Source organism: Streptomyces sp. ISL-99, from assembly GCF_018614005.1.
GTDB lineage: Bacteria > Actinomycetota > Actinomycetes > Streptomycetales > Streptomycetaceae > Streptomyces > Streptomyces flavidovirens.
This window is the reverse complement of sequence record NZ_JAGGPC010000094.1, coordinates 12,989-33,171: the sequence shown is the minus strand read 5'-3', so window position 1 is coordinate 33,171 and position 20,183 is coordinate 12,989. Positions and strand designations below refer to the sequence as shown.

The 20,183-nt window shown below is 67.9% G+C and carries 17 protein-coding genes; 5 read left to right on the top strand and 12 right to left on the bottom strand.

Going from position 1 to position 20,183, the window contains the following annotated elements; genetic code table 11:
* Positions 1-6: 6 nt before the first annotated feature.
* From J7E91_RS37485 to J7E91_RS35090, 3 genes are all read right to left on the bottom strand, one after another.
* Positions 7-90 (bottom strand): hypothetical protein, encoded by an 84-nt coding sequence (locus J7E91_RS37485; RefSeq protein ID WP_374224830.1) that lies wholly within the window; start codon positions 88-90, stop codon positions 7-9.
* The gene (locus J7E91_RS35095; RefSeq protein WP_214911438.1) at positions 69-1,358 is read right to left on the bottom strand and encodes an ATP-dependent endonuclease; all 1,290 of its coding nucleotides are present in this window, start codon (positions 1,356-1,358) and stop codon (positions 69-71) included. Before J7E91_RS35095 ends, J7E91_RS37485 begins: the two co-directional genes overlap by 22 nt.
* A 781-nt stretch (positions 1,359-2,139) precedes the next feature.
* Entirely contained in the window at positions 2,140-2,589 is a 450-nt protein-coding gene (locus J7E91_RS35090; protein WP_214911436.1) for a hypothetical protein, read from the bottom strand.
* Positions 2,590-2,793: 204 nt separating this feature from the next.
* Between J7E91_RS35090 and J7E91_RS35085 the strand changes: the two genes are divergently transcribed.
* On the top strand, positions 2,794-3,309 hold the full coding sequence (locus J7E91_RS35085) for a hypothetical protein (RefSeq protein ID WP_214911434.1): 516 nt from the start codon (positions 2,794-2,796) through the stop codon (positions 3,307-3,309).
* Positions 3,310-4,107: 798 nt separating this feature from the next.
* Here the strand turns inward: J7E91_RS35085 and J7E91_RS35080 are convergent.
* Positions 4,108-4,668 carry a DUF4325 domain-containing protein gene (locus tag J7E91_RS35080; RefSeq protein WP_214911432.1) on the bottom strand — a complete coding sequence of 187 codons (561 nt, stop codon included), beginning with the start codon at positions 4,666-4,668 and terminating at the stop codon, positions 4,108-4,110.
* A 24-nt stretch (positions 4,669-4,692) separates the two neighbouring features.
* Positions 4,693-5,535, bottom strand: coding sequence for a hypothetical protein (locus J7E91_RS35075; protein WP_214911430.1), 843 nt, complete (start codon positions 5,533-5,535; stop codon positions 4,693-4,695).
* A 121-nt stretch (positions 5,536-5,656) separates the two neighbouring features.
* On the opposite strand from J7E91_RS35075, the gene J7E91_RS35070 reads away from it, so the two are divergent.
* The 4 genes from J7E91_RS35070 to J7E91_RS35055 all read left to right on the top strand — a co-directional run bounded on the left by J7E91_RS35070 (position 5,657) and on the right by J7E91_RS35055 (position 8,698).
* Positions 5,657-5,932 carry a multiubiquitin domain-containing protein gene (locus tag J7E91_RS35070; RefSeq protein WP_214911428.1) on the top strand — a complete coding sequence of 92 codons (276 nt, stop codon included), beginning with the start codon at positions 5,657-5,659 and terminating at the stop codon, positions 5,930-5,932.
* Entirely contained in the window at positions 5,907-7,088 is a 1,182-nt protein-coding gene (locus J7E91_RS35065; protein WP_214911426.1) for a ThiF family adenylyltransferase, read from the top strand. Before J7E91_RS35070 ends, J7E91_RS35065 begins: the two co-directional genes overlap by 26 nt.
* Positions 7,085-7,471 (top strand): DUF6527 family protein, encoded by a 387-nt coding sequence (locus J7E91_RS35060; protein WP_214911423.1) that lies wholly within the window; start codon positions 7,085-7,087, stop codon positions 7,469-7,471. The genes J7E91_RS35065 and J7E91_RS35060 overlap by 4 nt, the downstream gene beginning before the upstream one ends.
* A 624-nt stretch (positions 7,472-8,095) precedes the next feature.
* Positions 8,096-8,698 (top strand): hypothetical protein, encoded by a 603-nt coding sequence (locus tag J7E91_RS35055; RefSeq protein WP_214911422.1) that lies wholly within the window; start codon positions 8,096-8,098, stop codon positions 8,696-8,698.
* A gap of 1,242 nt (positions 8,699-9,940) precedes the next feature.
* Here the strand turns inward: J7E91_RS35055 and J7E91_RS35050 are convergent.
* The 7 genes from J7E91_RS35050 to J7E91_RS36625 all read right to left on the bottom strand — a co-directional run bounded on the left by J7E91_RS35050 (position 9,941) and on the right by J7E91_RS36625 (position 19,963).
* Positions 9,941-10,474, bottom strand: coding sequence for a hypothetical protein (locus J7E91_RS35050; protein WP_214911420.1), 534 nt, complete (start codon positions 10,472-10,474; stop codon positions 9,941-9,943).
* Positions 10,475-11,163: 689 nt separating this feature from the next.
* Entirely contained in the window at positions 11,164-12,015 is an 852-nt protein-coding gene (locus tag J7E91_RS35045) for a hypothetical protein (RefSeq protein ID WP_308377571.1), read from the bottom strand.
* 610 nt (positions 12,016-12,625) lie between these two features.
* Entirely contained in the window at positions 12,626-12,895 is a 270-nt protein-coding gene (locus J7E91_RS35040; RefSeq protein ID WP_214911418.1) for a hypothetical protein, read from the bottom strand.
* A 362-nt stretch (positions 12,896-13,257) separates the two neighbouring features.
* On the bottom strand, positions 13,258-16,626 hold the full coding sequence (locus tag J7E91_RS35035; RefSeq protein ID WP_285439179.1) for an SAV_2336 N-terminal domain-related protein: 3,369 nt from the start codon (positions 16,624-16,626) through the stop codon (positions 13,258-13,260).
* Entirely contained in the window at positions 16,616-17,638 is a 1,023-nt protein-coding gene (locus tag J7E91_RS35030) for a MoxR family ATPase (RefSeq protein ID WP_214911414.1), read from the bottom strand. The genes J7E91_RS35035 and J7E91_RS35030 overlap by 11 nt, the downstream gene beginning before the upstream one ends.
* A 61-nt stretch (positions 17,639-17,699) precedes the next feature.
* The gene (locus tag J7E91_RS35025) at positions 17,700-19,520 is read right to left on the bottom strand and encodes a trypsin-like peptidase domain-containing protein (RefSeq protein ID WP_285439178.1); all 1,821 of its coding nucleotides are present in this window, start codon (positions 19,518-19,520) and stop codon (positions 17,700-17,702) included.
* The gene (locus tag J7E91_RS36625; RefSeq protein WP_308377570.1) at positions 19,520-19,963 is read right to left on the bottom strand and encodes a CU044_2847 family protein; all 444 of its coding nucleotides are present in this window, start codon (positions 19,961-19,963) and stop codon (positions 19,520-19,522) included. The genes J7E91_RS35025 and J7E91_RS36625 overlap by 1 nt, the downstream gene beginning before the upstream one ends.
* Positions 19,964-20,183 lie beyond the last annotated feature (220 nt).

Here is a 20,183-nt window from a genome sequence, read left to right as displayed (position 1 = left end):
AGATCTTCACGAGCCTTCTAGGGGAACCACCGAAACGGATGCATCGTCCTCCGTGAGGCCGACGGCCGCTAGGACACGTGGCAGGACCACCTGTTCGCTGTCGCCCTCGCCGAGCACGACGAGCCGAGAAAAGTACAGCTCGGGGTAGGACTGCACCGCCTCCCGCACATACTTGGCGGCCGACTCCCCCCCTCGGGCAGGACGATGCGGTGGACGGTCGTCTCTCGAGCAGCGTTCAACCTCAGGAAGCAGATGGTGCGGGGATCGACGCGACGCAGCAGGGTGGGCGCATGAGTGGCAATGAGGGACTGGACGTCACCGCCCGCGCATGCATTGCGTAGCTGGCGGATGATTCTGCCAAGATACTGCGGCGCGAGGCTGTTCTCGGGCTCCTCGAGCGCGATGACGGTGTGCACGGGCGGGCGCAGGCGGTCGGCGTCGATGGAGGTTTCCTCGCCGTTGAGGACTCGCCGAGCGAGGGAATGCCAGGCAAGCACGAGCGAGATATAGAGCAAGGACTTCTGTCCATCGCTCAGCCGCTCGTAAGGCAGCGGCGCCCCGTCGTGCGTGGGCGAGAAGGTCACAGTGAGGAGGCGCAGCACGCCCTCCAGTTCGCCCCGTCCGAAGGCAATCGACGGATCCTTGAAGAACGCTCCACGGTGCAGCCCGCGCCATTCGTCGGTTAGTCGATCACCGATGCTCGCTACTGCAGCGTTTTTGCCGAGCGATGCGGTGATCTGAGCAGTGAGGTTGCTCAGCGTTTCGCGTTCCGTCGCCCAGTCAGCGGCTCGCAGGGTGCGTCCAATGAGCGATGCCGCCGTGTACGAAACATGGTCAGCAGGGTCCCGACGAGCCGGAAGATAGTGCACCTCGATATGCCCACGGTCATACCGCGACATGTCAGCACAACGAGTCGGATCACCCGCCTCATTCACCGCCAGCACATACTCAATCTTCTCGTCGATGACGCCGTCAGGGGCCAGTGACGCTGTCAACCGGACACGGGTCCGCGGAACCCCATTCGCGGAGTCGATCACCATATGCGAGAAACTGGGTGGAACCGACGCATGCTGCCCGTCGGCTCCTGCTTCCGGGAGTTCTACATCCACCTCCAGCCACAATGTCGGCTCCCCGGCTTGCAACTCACCTGCCGGCTGGTCGACGCTCACATGGAAGTCCTCAAGGCGGATCTTGCGCTGAGCTTCCAGCGGGCTGAACAGCCTGGACAGCGCCTCAAGGACGGTGGTCTTGCCTGAGCCGTTTGGACCGAGGACATACGTCAGGTCATCAAGGTCGATTGTTGTCGCGTTCGAACTGAAGGACTGGAAGTTGCTCAGCCGCAACGTCGTAATCTTCACCGGCTTCGCTCCCCATACTCGCCGCATCGACCAGCCACAGGGTAACGGCGATGTCACTCAGCGTCCGCCAGTCGTCCGACAACGTAGCAGGCAGCAAGCGGTCCGGAAGTGGGTTGGGCATGCTGCGCCAGCCTCAGTTGCCGCCACGACGCCATGCCTGACCACACGAGCGCCACGACCGAAACCACCAACCGCTATTCCCACTACGCCCCCGCTCAGCTCTACTGGCTCTCTGCGCGCCCCAACCCCCAAGAGCCCGATCGCTCGTGGCGTGAAGCGTCAGTACGTACACTGCGTCTCCATCCACAGTCCCCGTGCTGCCCGGGGGCCTCCTTTCACGGAGGGCAGCGCCGGGCACACGGCACCAGGCGACGGTGGCGGTCGCAGCCATGAACGAGCGGCCGTGACCAGGACCATCGCAACGGCCCTCAGGCAACGTCGCATCCGTTGCCCTAAGGGTCCTGCACCTCGGCGGCGTAGAGACCTGCATCCGGCTCATTCTTGATCCGCAGCGCCGTGCGACCAGCCTTGACCTGCTGTGTGCGGACGTCCAGGCGGACGTCACGGCCACACCCTCTGGGTCGAGATGCCGCCGGTCCTTGGCGACCTTCGGCTCCGGAACCCACTGAAACCACACCCTCGGCCCATGTGCCGCGGGATCGATGACGGGGCTCCGGGATCTCTCCGGCACCGGCCGGCAGCTCTGCCTCGGGCAGCCGCAACGCCGCCCAGTAAGTACGCCCTCGCAAGGGCACATGCGGCAGGTGGTCCGCAGGGGGCATCACGCCACGTGCAGGTGCCGACCTCGGCGCGGGGATTCCTCGTCCTTCGTGGCGGGCGGTTCCGGCACGGCCTGGAGGGGGCCCGTCTCGGCGGTGTCCTCGGGCTTGCGGTTCAGCTTCGACCTGAGGCCGGTGAGCTTGCTCTTGAGGTGCGGCGCGGCCTTCACGGCGACGGCCCCGAGGGCGGCGGCGACGACGGTGGCGGCGACGCCGATCACTACGCCGTTCGCGACGCCTTCCTGACGGCCTTCTTCCCTCGCCTCAGCCCTGATCTCGTCGAGTTCGGCGTCGGCCGGGTAGAGCACGGCGTGTCCAGCGAGCACGTTAGCGGCGTCCCGCAGGAGGGCGCTGATCCCCCCGGGACTGCTCGAATCCGAGAGGCTCGTCCCAGTCGGGCGTTCCACCACGAACACGTCTCGGATGGTCCCGATCTCTTCGTCATAGGCCATGGGAGCACTGTAGGGGGCATCGCCTTTGCCGGGACGGGGTATCCGGCAGGTGCCCCTTGGCTGAGGTGCTCTTCTGCTGGCGGCGCTGCCGCATCACAATCTCGGACATGCGAGAAGAGGATCTCTACACCGAGCAGTACTTCGGCGACGAGCAGCAATGCGCCGCAGTGGGAGCAGCAGGCGTTGCCGACGACGAGGCTGAACGTGCAGTACAGGAACCCGTACCTGGACTCCATGACGGCGAAGGTACTGCTGTGCGACTACTTCGACACCGGGCGTCTGCCGCCCGCGGAGATCGTCGCGGCGGTACGGCACCAGTCGTGGAGGGACCTGGAGTACAAGGGGGGTTCGCTCGACGGCGTCGGAGACCGGCTGTACGTCCTGTTCTTCCGTTCCATGTGCTCGCAGCTGTCGTACGTCAAGATCGGCCGGACGGAGAAGAAGGACAAAGCACAGGTCCGGTGGCGGATCATGGCGCATGAGGGCGAGGCCAAGATCGCCCAGGCCGTCCTATTCGACGCGTGGATCTCCCGTCCCTGCGTGTCGGCCGTCGTGTGGGAGGACTGCCTCAAGGCGCACTTGAGTGCTGCCGCGGAGGAGGACATCATTCCGGTCGAACAAGTGAAGGCGGAGTACTTCCGCGGCATCGCCTTCGACACTGCTGTCCGGGTGGCCCGGATGCAGGAAGACCGCAGCGGGGTGGTCTTCCTCGCACCGTGATGTCCGGTCCGGGGCGTCGTCCTGCGCTGCGTGTCCGACGGCTGCGGGGGCGAGGGGCCCTTACGGTCGCCGCGCGCAGCGGGTCCTCTTCACGTTTCACGGCCTGCGGACTGCGTCCGGCGGCCGGGGAGTGTGGAAGGGATCCAGCGCGGTCGGGCGGTGCAAGCTGAAGCAGGATGGGCCACCTTGTCTCCCCCCGTGGTTGAGGGATCGGCCCGCACGGTAGTGGGGGTGATTCGGCCCCGCCTCGGTACAAGTTGTGTGCGAGATAACGGGCCGCGGGCGAGGTGAAGCGGTGACCTTCTTCCTGTCTCCCCTTCTCCTGCGGTACCTTCCTGGAAAGCCGCCTGAAGATGCCTCAGCCCCGCGCCGCGGGGGTGCTCCGTCGCTCGCGGTCCGAACCACACGGTTCTGCGCTCGGCCCCGCGCAAGCGGGGATGACTCCCCGGCGTGGATGCTTCGCTCGATTGCCTCCCGCCACCCCCTGCGCGAGGATGACTCGATGTCCTCAGTTGGCTACGACCGTCCGCGGCCAGTCCTGCGTCAGCAGGGTGGCCGTGGACGGGCACGACAAGGATGGCGACCCTTCCTTTGCACTGACGCCAGGTAATTCGGCTGACGGCTGGCTGAATCGGCTTCTTGACCCTTCAGGTTTCCCGCCTGCCCCGGGCTGCTCGCGCTGCGATCAGCCCGGAGGCTAGCAGCGCCCGATCTGCATGCCTTAGACCCGACACCTGCGCTCACAGCGCGCGCTGCTGGTCCGCCGCCAACGACTCAAAGACCCGCCGCGGCCGAAGGCTAGCCTTGAGGCAGTCGATAGCTGAACTCTTTCCCGCCTCGCTCGGGTCCACCAGAGCGTTCGCGGTGCAGGGCCCCGGCTTCGACGAGTTTCTTGAGCCGGTTGTTGGCGTTGGGCAGCGAGATCTCTAGAGCCTCCGCCAGCTGTGCCGCTCGAAAGAGACGCAGTCGGCGGGCCTGGGCGTAGGTGTCGGCCAGGATGGCTGTGTCACCGAGCAAGCCGTGGGTGTCGCCGTCGACTGCGATCGACTTGCGTCGCTCCAGGCAGACAGCGACTCCTTCACGGGTCTCGTCGTCCAGTCCGGTGAGCTGCACACCCTCGAGGGTGCTGTCGCCGGCAGTAAGGAGGAGGTAGAACTTGCCGAGGAACTCGTCGATGAAGCTGTTGGTCATCGCCTGCACGCCGCTGAAGTCGATGGTCAGCATGACGACGGGAGCGGCGGCTCTCAGTTCCTCTTCCAGGGTGCGGCGGGCGTCGGCGCCCTTCGTCCTGGTGGCGAGAAACGTGCCGTGCTCTTTCACGGGGTAGGTGAATGACGCTTCGCGCTTCTTCGGTTTCATTTAGTTCATTGAAGCACAGCTCATTCAGGAGCGATACGAGACTCTCAGCCACGACCAGGTTCCCCGTACGGGAGCGGCGGTGAGCATGCTGCGCGTGACCGAGGCGTGTCGGTGTCGTCCGGCGCGCAGCAGGCCATTGCCGCTGCGTAGCACGAGGCGGGTCGCCGCGGTGTCGCTGGTGCCTTTGAGCAGGTCGGGCAGGCCGTTGCCGCGTTGTTCCGGCGTGCCGCTGACGCCGGGTTGCAGGGCGCGCTCGAGGGCTTGAGCGCTGGTGGCGATGCTTGAGTGGGCGGGGTTGCGGCGCAGGTGTTCGAGGACGCCGACGCCCGTGTCGCATATGGCTATTTCGAGGCGCCGGTAGCCGGTGGTTTTGCCACTGTAGGCCTGGGCGGCGATGAATGCTCCGCTGGGGCTGGCGCCGTGGCTGATGGCGTTGTCGAGCAGTTCGCCGATGCCTTTGAAGGCTCTGACTCCGTCGCGGGGGCCGAGGTGTCGGGTAGCGACGCGGCCGAGCCGCTCGCTGATGTCGTCGGCCGTGTCCGGATGCAGGAGTGCGAGTTCGAGGAGCGTTTCGGAGCGGTCGCTGCGCGCTTCTCCCGGGGAGCTTCCTACGACCCGCGTGTCGGGCGGCAGCGCTGCGATGAGGTCCATCCGCTGCATGTAGGAGGTGACGTCTGGGGATTCCGGCAGGAGCACGGTGGCCGCGAGTCCGGCGTGGGTGTGTGCGGTGGCGGCCGCGACGGCCAGGTCGAGTGGGCTGGCGAACAGCAGGCGGCGGGCGTCGAGGATGAGTTGGTCGTGCGTGGTGCTCCGCGTGGTGATGTTGTCGCGCAGCAGCGGGTGACGTCCGGCGAGTTCCAGTAGCACGACTGATCAGCATGCCAGGAGTCGCTCGGTACGCACAGGGTCACCCGTTCGGGCGTGTCGGCGCGACATACGTGCTACGGTTTCATTGCCGTCAGTGAAACCGTAGTGAAAGGAGTGGGTCATGAACCGTCCTCTCGATCCGGCATCGCCCGGACGTGTCCGCCTCTACAAGATCGTCGTCAACGGCCAGGAACGGACCGTGGATTCGGGCACCCTGTCGTTCGACGAGGTCGTCCGGCTCGCCTTCGACCCGGTCCCTACCGGGCCGTACGTCCTGATCACCGTCGGCTTCAGGCACGCCGACCAGAAGCCCGCCCAGGGAACGCTCACCGCCGGAAACAGCGTGAAGATCAAGAACAGGACGGTTCTCAATGTCACCGCAACTGACAAGTCGTAGCGCCGACCTCAAGCGGCTGCGCGACGAGGGCTACGCCATCGAGGTGCGCTCGGGCCTGCTGCTCATGCATCACGTGCCCTACGTCGACAGGCAACGCAAGGTCCGCTACGGCGTCCTGGTGTCGCAGCTTTCCCTGGCAGGCGACGTGACCGTGACCCCGGGCACGCATGTGGCCATGTTCAGCGGCGCGGAACCGTGCGATCACCTGGGACAGCCGCTGGATGCCCTCATCAACGACCGCACGCGCCAGACCCCGGGTGCGGGCGTCGAGATCGACTTCACCTTCTCCAGCAAACCCGCCGCCGGTTACCGGGACTACCACGAGAAGATGACCACGTACGCCACCATCCTCTCCTCCCCCGCACAAGCCCTGGATCCCACGGCCACCGCCCTCACCTTCCCCCTCATCGACGCCGACGCCGAGGACTCCGTCTTCTGCTACGAGGACACGGCCACCAGCAGGGCCGGGATCGGCGCGACCGCCGAGCGGCTGCAAGGGCTCAGCATCGCCATCGTGGGCCTCGGCGGGACCGGCAGCTACATCCTCGACCTCGTCGCCAAGAGCCCCGTCGAAGAGATCCATCTCTACGACGGTGACACCTTCCTGCAGCACAACGCCTTCCGCTCCCCCGGCGCGGCATCCCGCGAAGATCTCGAGCAAGCGCCCTACAAGGCCGACCACTTCGCCGCGCTCTACAGCCGGATGCGCCGCGGCATCACGCCCCACCCCTTTTACGTCGACGAGTCGAACGCCGAGGCCCTGCGGACGGCGGACTTCGTCTTCCTCGCGCTGGACAGCAACTCCGCCCGGCGCCTGATCACCGAAAAGCTCGAGGACTACCAAGTCTCGTTCATCGACGTCGGCATGGGTGTGTACGAGGCCCAAGGGCAGCTCTCCGGTCTGGTCCGGGTCACGGCCAGCACCCCGGCCCAGCGCCGGCACGTGCACGACCACCAGCGCGTACCGCTGGCTGAGGGCGAGATGCCCAACGAGTACCAGAACAACATCCAGATCGCCGACCTCAACGCCCTCAACGCCACCCTGGCCGTCATCAAGTGGAAGAAGCTGTGCGGCTTCTACCTGGACCTGGAGCAGGAGTTCCACAGCATCTACCAGATCGACGGCAACATCCTGACCAACGAGGACACGCCGTGAGGACCAGCCGACTCACTCACGAGTTCGTGCGGTACATCCCCGAACGGTTGAGTCCGGGCGTCCTGTACATCTCCACGGAGTACGCCACCGCGATGCACCTGTGCTGCTGTGGGTGCGGCAGCAAGGTCGTCACCCCCCTCAGCCCGGCCGACTGGCAGCTGACCTTCGACGGCGAATCGATCAGCCTCCACCCGTCGATCGGGAACTGGAGCTACCCCTGCCAGTCCCACTACTGGATTCGTCGCAACGCCGTCCGCTGGGCCGCGCACTGGAAGCCCGAACAGATCGCAGCTGCACGAGGCAGCCTCAGCCAGCCCGCGGCTGAGGACACGTCGCTGCTTCACCGCCTGCTGCACCGCGTACGGCGTCTGTTCAGCCGCTAGATCCGTCCATCCGATCTCGATATGACGACGGCGCCTTGGGCCGGCCGCACCCCGGCCCGACAGGCAGGGCACCGAGGCACCCTCGGGCGTCCACCGCCCCCGCCCACCCGCTTCTGCCGCAATGCGGCGAACGGGTACTGGGAACGGCCCCGCCTCTGCGTGTACCTGCAGAGCTGAGGCAGACACTGGGTGTTTCCCTGCGAAATGTGGGAGGCGTTTCCCCTTCTGGGCGCTGGCCCTGCTTCTCGTCGGGGCGGGCATCGCCGGGCGTACGGCGCAGGCCGCTGGTCTCGAAGCGCTCGTGGAGAAGGCGACGAAGGTTCGCACCTCTCGGCCTGACGTGACGATCATCGGTGTCGGCGGGCTCAGCCTGGGTTGTGAAGCGCAGTACTACAACGCCAGCGCGGGCAATGTCCTTCGCCGGTCTCGGGCCACGCGGCCGCAGGGCTCACCGCCAACTGGATCACTCATGACGGCTCATTCCACCTGGTCGACCGAGCCAACTGGATGCTGACCCGCAGGGTGACCTGGCGCGGGATCAGCGATGCAGCCGACCTCCCGCTCGTCGGCGGGTACCGCGTTCTCGCGGAGTGGAGGTGTACAGAGTCCGCCGAACGCCCCTGCTTGAACGGCCTGTCGAAGACCGGTTGTCATCGGATCCACCTGCAGTGGGACACCCCCCGCAGGCTTGACGACGAAGGCACCGGCTGGACCGGCCACGAGGGCAACACACAGGGGGTGACCGTCGGCCAGGTCCTCATCGGCGCAGCTACCGGAAGCGTCGCGTCGCTCTTCGTACCTTCCAGCTCCGGCGGCCGCTCGGGCAGTCACCTGTGGGTGCCGGCCAGCGACCTGGCGACGTGGTCCGAGTACTGCCACGTCGATCAGAGCGTCTACGAGGACGACGTGGACGACAGGCTGCACTTCTCCGGACGGAACGCCGATCTCGCCTGCGAGTTCGGGAAGCAGACCTGGGTTCCGAGTCCTCCGCTGCAGCGGCGAGGACGCGCGGCGTTGTCGATCACTGTCGACCAGCCCACTCGGCGGTCGGCGTCAGCGGCAACCGTCACAGTTCCCGGCCAGGGGGTGGTCCTGGACTGGAGCGATCCGTCGCGGAGCCTGCCGGTGGGAGAGCCGTGCCGGCACTGCGGAGCGCCGGCGTTCCTGCTCGACGACTACGGTGTGCCCTGCCACAAGACCTGCGCGGAGGCGGCCCTGTCGCCCTGACCGGCCGGTAACGGGTGGGCGGATCCTCTGGGGTCAGCACTTCCCTGCACGATGAGATCTCCACCGAGTTACGTCCGTGCTCCGCTGGCTGATCTCCCGCGCTATCGTTTAGAAATCCAATGAGATTAGACTTGCCGACAGTCAAGAAGTCGCAAGGCGTTCCTAACGGGCCAGGTCACAAAGCCCGGGCCCCGCGCAAGCGGGGATGAATCGGTCATCCACCAGGCCTGTAACTATGACGGCAGCCGGACCCAGCGCAAGCGGGGGTGACCCGAACTCCTTCCAGACGCCCGAGCTCAGAGCAGCCGGACCCCGCGCAAGCGGGGGTGATTCTGGTGCCACGATCCTTCTCGTGGATGACGTCTTCTCGCCCTGCGTTAGCGGGGGTGACTGAGATGCCGAACGCCGCCCGATCGACTCCTCAGCCTGACGTCTACGCAACGGAAGTTCGAGCAGCGCTGTGTACGTTCCGCGACCCTCAATTAACGCCAACCAGGTCGACTGGGGCAGTCGATCGTGTGTTGCTCATGTGGCAGGGCAATGTCCTACCGTGCGCATCGAGGCGGTCCAGGCCGTCCTATCCCGTTCATGGTGCGATGCCTTCCTGCAAGTCCGCCTCAGCCCGGCCCAGTGGGGGTGTTTTCCGTTCACTCGCGGTCCGAACCACGCGGTTCTGCGCTCAGCCCCGCGCAAGCAACTGGTGCTCCGCAGAACTTGGTTATGGTCCGCCCGGCAGCTCACCACGGAGACTGGTCGTGGGCGCAGCCGCACACGGACCTGGGCAATGGCGATATTGCTTGGTCGGAACTGCCCCTGCTCGCTGCGGGCAGTTGACTCGACTTCAGTCATACCCTCTCCGTCGGTCGATTCTCGTCACTACGCGGGGCAGCATCGGCATCTTGGGCGGAAGGCAGCTTCACCGTCACCGTCCTCTGACGGCTTCGCTGGTGGCTGGCCTGGTCTCCGGGCCAGCCTCCTCGTTATGAGCGTGATGGCCGGCAAGGCGATGAGGGTCTCGGAGTGCTAGCTCCGAGCGACGGTCGACGCCGGCCACCCAGCAAGCCCCGCACTCCGGGCGCTCGATTTCGCCCACGCCGCCCTGGCCAGCCGCCAGACACCGCCGCCGCACTGCCACTGCCTCGAACGGCACCTGCTCGAGCAGAACACCGCCTGCAACATCCGGCCTAAGCCGATCACCACAGCCCTCACATAGCCGACGGCCGGGCAGCCACTCCTCGATCGTCATGTGTCGGCAAGGAGGCGCGCCGCCGATTCAGTGAAGCGGTTAACAGCGCCTTCCAGCTTGGCATAGAGGTTTCGAACAGTGTGCCCGGCATCGTCAGAGTTCTGCCGGGCCTGCCTGGTGAGGTCATCCGCCACGTCGTTGATCTTGCGAGCCTCGGAGTACAGCTGAAGCCCCGACAACGCAATCAGGGGCATCTGCAGGGCAACACGGTCAGCTTCCCGGTGAACGGCATCAGCCCACTCCTGGTCGAGATGGGATTCGTTGATCGGTTGAACCCAGATTCCTTGATGGCCCGGCGGAGGAGGGACTTGCTCATGCCGGTAGGTGCTCTTCCTTCTGGGATTCGTGGCCTGCATCGCGTAGGCCGCGGCGAGGAGCGCTGCAAAGGCCTCTCGCTGTTCCTGCCTGTGCGCCTGCTGCCGCTGGCGATCATGGTTGAAGCGTGCTGCCCAAGCCGTGACGAATGCAGTCAGTGCCGTTCCTGAGACACCGATAGCCGCGCCCACGAGTCCTACTGTCGCCTGATCCATTCTCGGGACCTTAGGGCAAGCCCCCAGATGTGAGGAACGGGAGTCCGAAGCCCGGGACCCGCGCAGCCGTACCCCCTTCACACTGTCAGCAAACGCCAGAAGGCGACCGCTACGGCATACAGCGTGGCCTGCTGGCTGGTCGGCCGCAACAACCTCCCGCAGATCGGGCTGCCGGGGCTACGGGGTGGAGAGCTCACACGCGGAAGGATGGCGCCTGCGGCATCTGCCCACCGGCGCCGCCCTGACCGTGACCAGCAACCGGCACGGCCGCCTGTAAGTACCTGGCACACCGGACAGCAATTACGCCCCAACTCTGGACGACCGACGTTCCCCTCACCGCCGAGGAGCACGCCGTCCTGAACGCGCTCCCCCTCTCTGCGTCGAGACCGAAACTCTCCTTGCCGCGCTGACCGTGCGGTTGTGCGCTCACGCCCCGGATGGCAGCTGGGACCTCGGCACCTGGTTCAGCAACCTCACCGGCCGTCTCATCCGCGCACACAGCCACCACCGCCGGTTGTCCGTCGACGCAAGCCAGTGCACCCTGCACTGGGACTCCGCCCCACATCCTGAAGACCTCTAAGCCGCCCTCACCGACCCCGTGATCGGACTCCCCGGCACCATCGGCCAACAGACCTCCGGCGGATGGCGGCTGCACTAAAGATCGTCCCCATCAGCTCTGTCAGTCGTATCTAACGCCACGCGTCGGGATCCGCCGCGATCGCTGCTCGAGCAGCCTGCAGGAAGGCTTGAGTCTGCCGCTCAACAGGGGCCGGCCCCAACGCGCTCGATGCTTCCTCATCCCTGTCGGCCGCCATGCGCTGGCGCACCTCAACGCATGTGGACATGAAGTCCGCCTCCAGAGCATCCGCGAACTCGGCGGGCGCATCGCGAACGTCCTGAATAATCACCATGACAAGGCGGTCTCGGGCGTAGCCCAGGGTCCGTACGCGCCATCCCAGTTGTCGTGCCGCGCGGCGCATCGCGGCACGGATGAGTTCCATCCCTCCCAGCCTGTCCGCGTCCGCCGCGTGGAGGTTGGCCTGCAAAGCCCCACCGTACCCGCCGGCCCCTTCAGGGCAACTGGCCTGAAGCACCGGCTTCAACGCCTCGGCCAGAGCAAGACACCGCGGGTCCTTAGACAGCGCAGGCTGCTTGACCGGTACGGTCTCGGTCGTCGCCGTTGCAGCGGTGCTCGGCTCCGCACTGGAATGAATCCGCCTCGTCATGCCAGGTGCACTGAGGTTCTGCTGCAGAACGACCAGGGCCTCTTCCATGCCCGCACCGTCGAGCCGGGTCGGGAGAAGTCCCGCCTCGCTGCAGGCAATCACATGATGGAGGGCCTTCTGGTAAGCCATGGACTGGGCAGAGGCGAAGGCCCGGGCCAGACGAGTGCGGTGAGTACGACCGGACATCACGATCCCATCAGGCCCGCTCCACAGCGGATACACCCCACCGCACTCTGCATCCAGCAGGCCTTGGACGTGAAGGGTCAGATCCAAGCCGGAGTACATCACCGTGGTCCTGGCGGCGGCCGGGTTCACCCAAGGCGGTGGCCCTACGGGGTGGTACGCGCCCACAAGCGCAGAGCCAGTATGCCACCTGGCCCTGCGCGGCGCGGAAGAACGGGACCAATCGCGTTACGGCAGCCGCCGAGATCGCCGTAAAAGGCCATCGCAGGGACGATCGCCGTTTCTACGATGCGGGGCCTGCTCGGTGGAGCGCCCGAAGGTGCCAACGTTGGCCCGATCTCGGCCACCAGGTACACGTACGGGGATCTCGGCGCGCATCGCTGCCTCGTCAGGCCCGGCGACGAGCTGAGGAGAACACAGAGACTGCGCCCCGCGCGACTGCGGCTGCCCGGGCGACGGCCGGTCGCTGGGAGGGATGGGGAAGGGGCTTGCGGGGCGTGGCGGGCAGGACTTCGAACCAGGCATGACCGTCCTCAAGATAGCTGTGCGCGCTTCTCCAGTAGCGCCAGTGCAGGTCGATGAAGCGGCCGATCGTGTCATCGCTCGCCCCGTAGGCTGACCGCGGAACACGATGCGGTCCGGGGCATGACCCGTGCTCTCCAGGTGAGCGAGCGCGGCGCCGACGGCGCGGCGCAGCGGGCTGTTGGTGCTCTAGCGATCGTCCACGTGCTCCATAACGGAGCTAGAACAGGGCTGGGCGTGCGTCGGCGAGGGCGCATGTGGTGATGGCGATCCTGCCTCCAGTGCTCCAGCGGTGCATATCGATGCGAACGGGGCTGGGTAGCAGATCGGCAATCGTCTCGCAGGCGAGCAGGACGTGGTCGCGTGGAGCGCGGCCGGCGGCCGAGTCGACGGCGATCGCGGCGAGCCTCTGCCGAGCGAGGGTGATCGGCTCGCCCCGCTCCAAGAGCAGAAACAGGTCGATGCCCTCCTCCCGGAGGGAGGCGTCCATGGAAATGGAGGCTGACACCTCGGCGGTTGCCGCGCAGGGCCTTGCACATGGGCGTCTGGTGGTCGCGGACACTGAAGAGGGCATCGACAACTTGCTGGGTCCAGCGTTCGTCGGTGGTGTGCTGGACCACGACGCCGATGTCACCGACTGGCAAGGCGCCCCGAATGTAGGAGCCGAAGAGGTGGACTTCGGTGATGAGGTCGAGTGGCCAGGTGTTCTGCTCGAGGCGGTCGAGCATCTCGTGCAGGGTTGCAGTCGCCCGCTCACGCTTCATGCTGCAACCCCTCGCAAGCTCGATGCGCCGCGCCAGCCCGCGGACGTTCGTGCCCGCCTGCCTGATCACCGCAGCCCTGAGCCGAAACTCACCCCCGCTCCTCAGGCCCGGAGTCACGAGGTGACGGCCGGCCGAACAATCGACCGAACAGGCTGCTGCGGCCTTCTGCGGGCGGCGGGGGCAGCGGGGGGATCGAGGAGACTTCCACCCAGAGCCAGCGGTCGTACGCCGGCACCTTTCGGGTGGGCAGACCCAGGTCACCTCGCCCGTGGACCCAGTCGGGGTAGGCGAGCAGCACGCGCCGTCGTGGTCGTCCCTGTGCGAGAGCCGGGGGCAGCGCCGAGGCGATCTCGTCAAGGAGTTCCTCGTCAGTCTCCTCGCCTGCCAGGACGATGCGCATCGTGGCGGGCGTCCCACCGCGACGGAGCGTCCAGTGACGCTCGGCCACCTGCGCCACCCGATCCACGGCTCGGACGGGGTCGAGAGGGGTGAGAAGCCGGCCGGGTGCAGTGCGACGGGCCCGGAGGTGGTTCGTGAAGTCGTCGGCGTCCAATGCGTCGCCTGTCCCGGAGACGAGGATTCGCAGCCGGGATCCCCCGAGATCCGGGTCCTCAGGCCCGGGCAGCTCCCCCCTGCGGCTTTCGTACAGTGCCAGAAGTCTTCGCCGCTCGGTCTCGGCCCAGGAACCCCGCAGGCCTGCTAGAGGTTCGTCCCTCAGCAGGATTTGGGCGGCCCGGTAGAGCCGTGCGCTCATCGGACGATCACCGTTCCTGCCGGCGGTTGTTGCCGCCGACAGAAGCTTCTCGGCATGAGCCAGGTCGAAGCGTCCGCCGGTGAGGATGATCCGGGCTCCTTCTACGGACTCTTCGATGGGATGGCCCTTGGCGATGAGCAGGGCGAGCCGATGGCGCAAGTCCCCCTCCGTGAGGGGATCCGGAGAAGTTCGACGGAGATCATCGGCCGAGATCCAGTCGCCGCGAGCGAGCAGCAGCCGGGCCAGGATCAGCGCGTCCGCTTCCGGTAGCGCGTCGAGCCAGGCTTTGACGGGGCCGAACACCCGGTAGTTCGGGCGGCGGAACACGGCGGTCGTCTTGGGATCCCTGAAGCCCGCAGCGTTCAGGTCCGCCATGTGGCGCACGGCGTCATGGCGGTGCGCATCCACGGCGGACAGCAGACCCAGCACGGCCTGCTCCAGCGTCAAGGACACCTCCTGCCTGACCTCTCGGGGCGACAGTGGGGAGACGCCGTCTTGCAGCTGGCGTCCAGTCGCAAGTTCGTAAAGCAGCCGCCCTAAGTCGTACAGGTCGTCCTCGACACGGTGGAGGCCGAGGTACGGGGCGGCATCGGTCAGGAGGGGCTCGCCCTCCTCGGACAAGAGGACGCGGTCGGCGTGGATCCGTCCGTGCACGATCCCGGTGTCATGCAGGGTGACGACCGCCGAGCAGAGCGCTGCGGCCCACTTTGTAGCGAGTTCGGTGTCCAGTCCCTCCGGTCTACCGAAGAGAAGGTCACGCAGTGTGGTGCCTGGCAGGTTCGCCATGACCACCGCGCAGCAACCGTCGAGTTCCAGGCCGCTGAGGACCGGTACGACGTGCGGGTGGGTGATGTTCCGGAGTCTGTCCACGCGTGCCAGGAAGCCGGCGGGCGCCGGGTACGGGTAGACCCGCAGGAGGACCCGGCGTTCCATGATCTCGTCATCTGCGAGGAGAAGGTGCTCGCCGGAGCGGTCGGTCCTGCGTCCTAGCGGCCGGAAGCGTTCCGCGATCAGACCCGACCAGAAATCCCACCCGTCGTTCGCGACCACGGCGGTCGAGTGCGCGGGGCCGACTGCGGCGGTCTCGCCGGTCGGCAACGGCTGCTCCGGGCCCCGCAGCAGTCGCAGGCTCTCCTTGCTCACCAGAGCGAACGGGCCGCCCACGGCCCGTGCCCCGCTCTGCTCCTCCAGACTCTCCACGAGCGCGCAGAACTCCCCTGGCAACGTGCCCGCTCGGGCGTCGATCTCGGCGCTGATACGGGCGAGGAGCTTGGTGGTGCTGACCAGAGACGTACGGGGCAGGGCAGTGAGAAGGAGTTCGCGGACGCCAGGGCGGAAGTCGTACGCGCCTGGGCCCGCGCTGGGCGCGGCGCGAAGCATGCCGCTGAGTACGACCTCGGCAAGGTGCTGCGGTGCGGGACGTTCCTCGACGGCCGCCTGGATCAGTCGCATCACGGGCAAGTGGGCCGAGCCGACAGCCAGATGCGCGGCGAGCCGGAAAGCCTGCGGTGAGGCAACCGCGTGGAACCGCATCACCAGCTCCTCCGGGTCTGCCTCCCCCGGGATGAGGGCATCTTTCGGGGGTGCCGACGGGCCCGACGTGAGGAAGGCCGCCGCGCCCGGCACCTCCGTGCCGGACGGGGAGGAAACCAGTGCCGCCCAGTGGCCGAGCCACTCGTGGGAAGGTTCGAGCACGGGGAGCGGCACTCCTGTGAGGGCACGGCCACCACCGTCGTAGGGAATGAAGTCCAGGGCCGCGTTAGGTGCTCCAGCAACGGGGGCGACGAACCGGCCTGGCTCGACGGGCATCGCGGTGTGCCGCCAGAGTCTCTCGGGGAGAGGCTGAAGCAGCGCGACCGGCATCTCCGCTCCGAGCGCGGCGAGCGTGGCCCGCCAGCGCACGCCGGCCGGGCCCTCGCGCCACTGCGGGCCCATCGCGTCGCTGACGACGAGGACGGCGGTGCGGCCCCGCTCCCTGTGGCGCAGCGGCAGTCTGCCTTCCGGGCCGAGTCGCAGCACATCGAGCGTGCGGAACGCTCCCGTCTGCACGAACATGGTGTGCAGTTCTCGCACGAGCGGCCGCCACATCGTCATCGTCGGCCCCGCGTCGTACACGATCCGCAGGTGCAGCCAGCGCTCCTGCTGGGGGCGGAGTACGGGAACCCAGTACCCCCTGCCCAGCGTGGCGATGCGTTCGGCCGTCGCCGCTTCGTTCAGCTCCCAGCCGGCTGTGCTCGGGACCATGCGCCGCAGCGGCCGCAGCGAACGCTGCAGGTCGAGCGGCCTCGTGAGCATCGGCGGTCCGGGCGCGAGAAGGGGAACGTGCCTCCCAGCTGGCTCGGGCGTGCGGGGTGTGGGCAACGGGGTGCGCAACGGGACCCGCGGCGGCGGCTGGACGGCCGGCCGGGGTGGGGCGGGCCTCGGCGCCTCGGGCGGCGGTTCCTCCCGCCGTGGCGGGGCCGTAGGGGCACGGGCGGTCCGTTCGTCCAGTCGGGCGGCGCCCGCCTCCGCAGTCGCGGCCCTCGCGGCTTCCTCGAGCTGGGGGAAGTCGTCCATCTGCCGTGCAAGCCAAAGAAGTTCGGCCAGTTCACGGCCGGTCGGCGGCTCGTCGCCCGCCTGGGCCAAGAGCCTGGCGAGGGTACCCAGCGTCTGGGTGGGGCGGTCGGCGCGGTGGGCCTGCCTCTGCCTCCGCTCAGACGTCATCCGTGTCCCATGTTTCCGCGGCGCGTCCCAGATACGGCATCAGCTTCTCCGCCAGATCCTCTCTGGCCGGTGCCGCCAGGCCCGATGTCCTGGTCAGATAGATCGCATTGAGAAGTTGGTCAGTGGCGAGCTCGCCAGCGCTGCCGCGGCGCAGGAAGGTGTCGACGAGGGTGAGGTCCCGGTCGTTCAGGTCTCCTAGGTGGGCGCGCACGATGTCCTCCAGCTGCTCGCGCAAGGGGCGGCGGAGTTCGAGGCGGACGCAGCGGCGCAGGAAGGCGGGCGGGAACTCGCGTTCTCCGTTGCTGGTCAGTACCACGAACGGGAATGCCCGGCAGCGGACTTCGCCGTGTCGTAGCGGCACACGTTTCTCCGAGTCCGCGACCATGACGTCGGCCACCGGGCGTGAGCGCGCAGCGCGAACTAGCTCCGGGATCTCGTACTGGCCTTCCTCCAGGATGTGCAGCAGATCGTTGGGCAGGTCCAGGTCGGACTTGTCGATCTCGTCGATGAGCAGCACGCGAGGGCGCTGGCGCGGAAGCAGTGCGGTGCCCAGAGAGCCGAGTCGCAGGTGGTCCTCGATCGCCGTCTCCTCGGCGTCCGGTTCGCCCGTGCCGACCCGCCCGGCGGCGTACAGCCGCGACAGCGGGTCGTAGCGGTACAGCCCGTCGGTGAGGGTGGTACGGCTGGTGATGTTCCAGCGGAGGACCCGGCCCAGCTTCAGCTCCCTCGCCACCGCGTACGGGAGGCTCGACTTCCCACTGCCCGGCGGTCCGGTCACGAGCAGGGGGCGCCGCAGGTACAGGGCAGCGTTGACGAGCTGCACGGTCTCCGGGGTCGGCTGGTACGTCCTGGCCCGGTGTACCCGGCCCGGAGCCCCGCCCTCCCGCTCCTCCTCCGGCACCGCGGGCAGCGCGGGACCGCCGTCGAAGGTGCGCCATGGCGGTGGGTCGGGCAGTGCATCGACGCCATCGTGAGGCTCGTTCGATCCGGTGTAAACGGGCCAGAGGGTCATGCGCGGCCTCCAGGGTTCCTGCGGTGGGTCGGTTGAAGGGCGGGATGCGGTCGGGAGCGGGTCAGGAGACCGGGGAGCGGGCCAGGAACCGGGCTTCGGGGAAGCGGCGCGGGTCCTCCCAGACGAGCGAGACGCCGGCCGCAGCCCAGTGTGGTTCGGGGCCTTCGTGGAGAAACGCCTCCTTGCGCAGCCGGAAGATCATCTCCGGCAGTTCCGAGGGCGGCAGGAGCGAGATCCGCTCCGCGATCCGGTCCAGAAACCCGGCCCCCGTGCAGTCCCCCGCGCATGGCTCGCCTGGTGGGCAGCCGCTGCGCGGCCACAGCACGATCGGCGCCGGCGCGTCCAGGGCGGCGCCGTACAGGCCGCGCTCCCGGGCTGCCGTCGGCGGGCGGGCGAAGCCGACCGGTCCCCGCACGTCCTGGAGGAGGACGGAGAGCTGAGGGGCCCGGTGGCGGGTGGCGCAGCCGATGCGGTGCAGCGGAGAGCCATCCTGCCGGTCAAGCTCGTCCCACACGCGCCGCAGCTCGAACTGGTGTCGGCCCCTCGTCCGCCGGTCGTGGTCAAGTACCACGACCGGCGCACGGCATCCGAGCGGCGGCTCCTTGTCGCGCTTGCGGGTCCACTGGTCGACGTCCTTGTTGAGCCAGCCCCTGGGCAGGGCGAAGGCCACCAGCGGACGCCCGTCGACGATGTCCTCGTAGGCCTCATCGATCCGGTCGACCACCCAGCCGCGCAAGCGGCCCGCGGTGAGCTGGTCCGCCTTGACCAGCAGCCGGTCGCCGCCCCGGTAGACGGAGACCTCCGCGAGGACCGTCCCGCTGTCGGCGCCGCTGCGTCGCAACTCGACCAGAATCGGAGCCCAGGGCAGCGGGGCCCCCGGCTCCACGGGCTCCAGCGGCCGGACCGTCTCGGCGGTGGGGCGGGCCGCCCCGCCGAGTGTCCCGCCTGGGGCCGGGGGCGTGGACTCCGCGGCGTGGCGGGCGCGGTAGGCCCGGGCCCAGGAGCGGAGCCCGCGGCGCAGTTCCTCGTCGGTCACCTGGTCAGAGAGGAGGGTCGTCAGCTCGGCGGCGGGGAAATGACCGCCGGTCGGGCGGCTCTCGGTGAGTAAGTACCAGACGCCCTGCCAGAGGCCGTCGGGAACCGTCGGAGCGGCGAGCCCGAAACGGCCGGCGGCGGTACGTACCAGCCGATCCATCTGCACCGGCAAGGATCCGCACCGCTCGACCCGGTGCACCAATTCGCGCAGCTCGCGCTTCTCCTCGGCCGTGCAGCCGGGTGTGGGCACCAGGTCCGCGAGGGCCGGGACGTACTGGGCGAGCACTCGAGCGGGAATCATCCGGGCATTACGCGCGATGGGGTCGTAGGAGGCGACCATCCCGACAACCCTGCCGTCCCCGGCGCGCATCGCGGCGGCCCCGCTGAAGCCGTACGAAGGCTCCTGCCCGTACCCCGACCAGTACTCGACCTGGTTCCACTCGTTGTGGATCAGCTGCCCGGGAGCCGTCATCCGCAGCTCGGTCTGGGCGCCCTCCTGCCCGTATCCCTCGGGGAATCCGTACGCCACCAATCGGGGCGGATCGCCCAAGTCCTCCGCGCCCTCGGGCTCGGCGAAGACGATCGGCTCCACTCCGACCGACCGGTCGAGTGTGAGCACTGCGATGTCACCGCCGTCGGCGGGCGATCCGCCCCACGGGCCCCGCGCGACCACCCGTGCGGGAACGCTGCCGAGGACCTGTGCACCGGGGAACCAGACCGAGACCTCGTCGACGTGGTGAACGACATGAGCGCAGGTCAGGAGCATGTCGGGGGCAACCAGGAAAGCGGACCCCAGGACCGTGCCCGCGTGATCAACGCGGGCGTGCCACGCTGGAGAGGCTGGCATCACCGGGCCTCGGACATCGCCTCGTCACCCACCTCGTGACCGGAGCCGGCCCGCTGAGGGACATCGCGTGAGCCCGGCCGCGGCTCGAATGACTGGTCCGGAACCGAGACCGCGTGTTCTACGCCACGACCCTCCGGAGTCCACGAGAGCCGCACGGTCAAGTGTCCCTCGACCGCTGTTCTGGCGATCACCGCTCCCGCCTCGGCGGTCAGCTTCACCCCGAACTCCAGCTCGACGCCGTCCGGCTGGAGTGACCCGCCACGAAACACCGCGAGAGCGGACTCTGCCGCCGTGCGGATGCCCGCCAGGGCCTCGTCGAGGGTCTGGCCCGCCCGGACCAGGGAGTTGCCGCCACGGGACACCGGCCGCTGCCCCGGCGCGAGGCCGTCGGCCTCCACCAGGACCACGCCATTCTCCGTGCCGAACTCCATAAACGTACTCACAACAACCCCCGTAGGCCGACCAGTTGGATCGCTCACCATTCTGATCACACGGCGCCGCGTCTGTCAGCGAATCGCCCCACCCCAGCGGGAGATCCACTTCTCCGGCAGGACCGCCACGACCAGGGCTGACAACGACCCACGCGGTCAAGGAAGCCAACCCCGCGTGGGCAGGGAGCAACCGCAGCAACACCCTGGCCGCACGCTGACTAGAGGAACCATC

Excerpts from the sequence above, each read along its gene's own strand:
- J7E91_RS35090 (WP_214911436.1), bottom strand. The coding sequence starts at position 2,589 with ATGGCCTATGACGAAGAGATCGGGACCATCCGAGACGTGTTCGTGGTG.
- J7E91_RS35080 (WP_214911432.1), bottom strand. The coding sequence starts at position 4,668 with ATGAAACCGAAGAAGCGCGAAGCGTCATTCACCTACCCCGTGAAAGAG.
- J7E91_RS35070 (WP_214911428.1), top strand. The coding sequence starts at position 5,657 with ATGAACCGTCCTCTCGATCCGGCATCGCCCGGACGTGTCCGCCTCTAC.
- J7E91_RS35065 (WP_214911426.1), top strand. The coding sequence starts at position 5,907 with ATGTCACCGCAACTGACAAGTCGTAGCGCCGACCTCAAGCGGCTGCGC.
- J7E91_RS35050 (WP_214911420.1), bottom strand. The coding sequence starts at position 10,474 with ATGGATCAGGCGACAGTAGGACTCGTGGGCGCGGCTATCGGTGTCTCA.
- J7E91_RS35040 (WP_214911418.1), bottom strand. The coding sequence starts at position 12,895 with ATGGACGCCTCCCTCCGGGAGGAGGGCATCGACCTGTTTCTGCTCTTG.
- J7E91_RS35035 (WP_285439179.1), bottom strand. The coding sequence starts at position 16,626 with ATGACGTCTGAGCGGAGGCAGAGGCAGGCCCACCGCGCCGACCGCCCC.
- J7E91_RS35030 (WP_214911414.1), bottom strand. The coding sequence starts at position 17,638 with ATGACCCTCTGGCCCGTTTACACCGGATCGAACGAGCCTCACGATGGC.
- J7E91_RS35025 (WP_285439178.1), bottom strand. The coding sequence starts at position 19,520 with ATGCCAGCCTCTCCAGCGTGGCACGCCCGCGTTGATCACGCGGGCACG.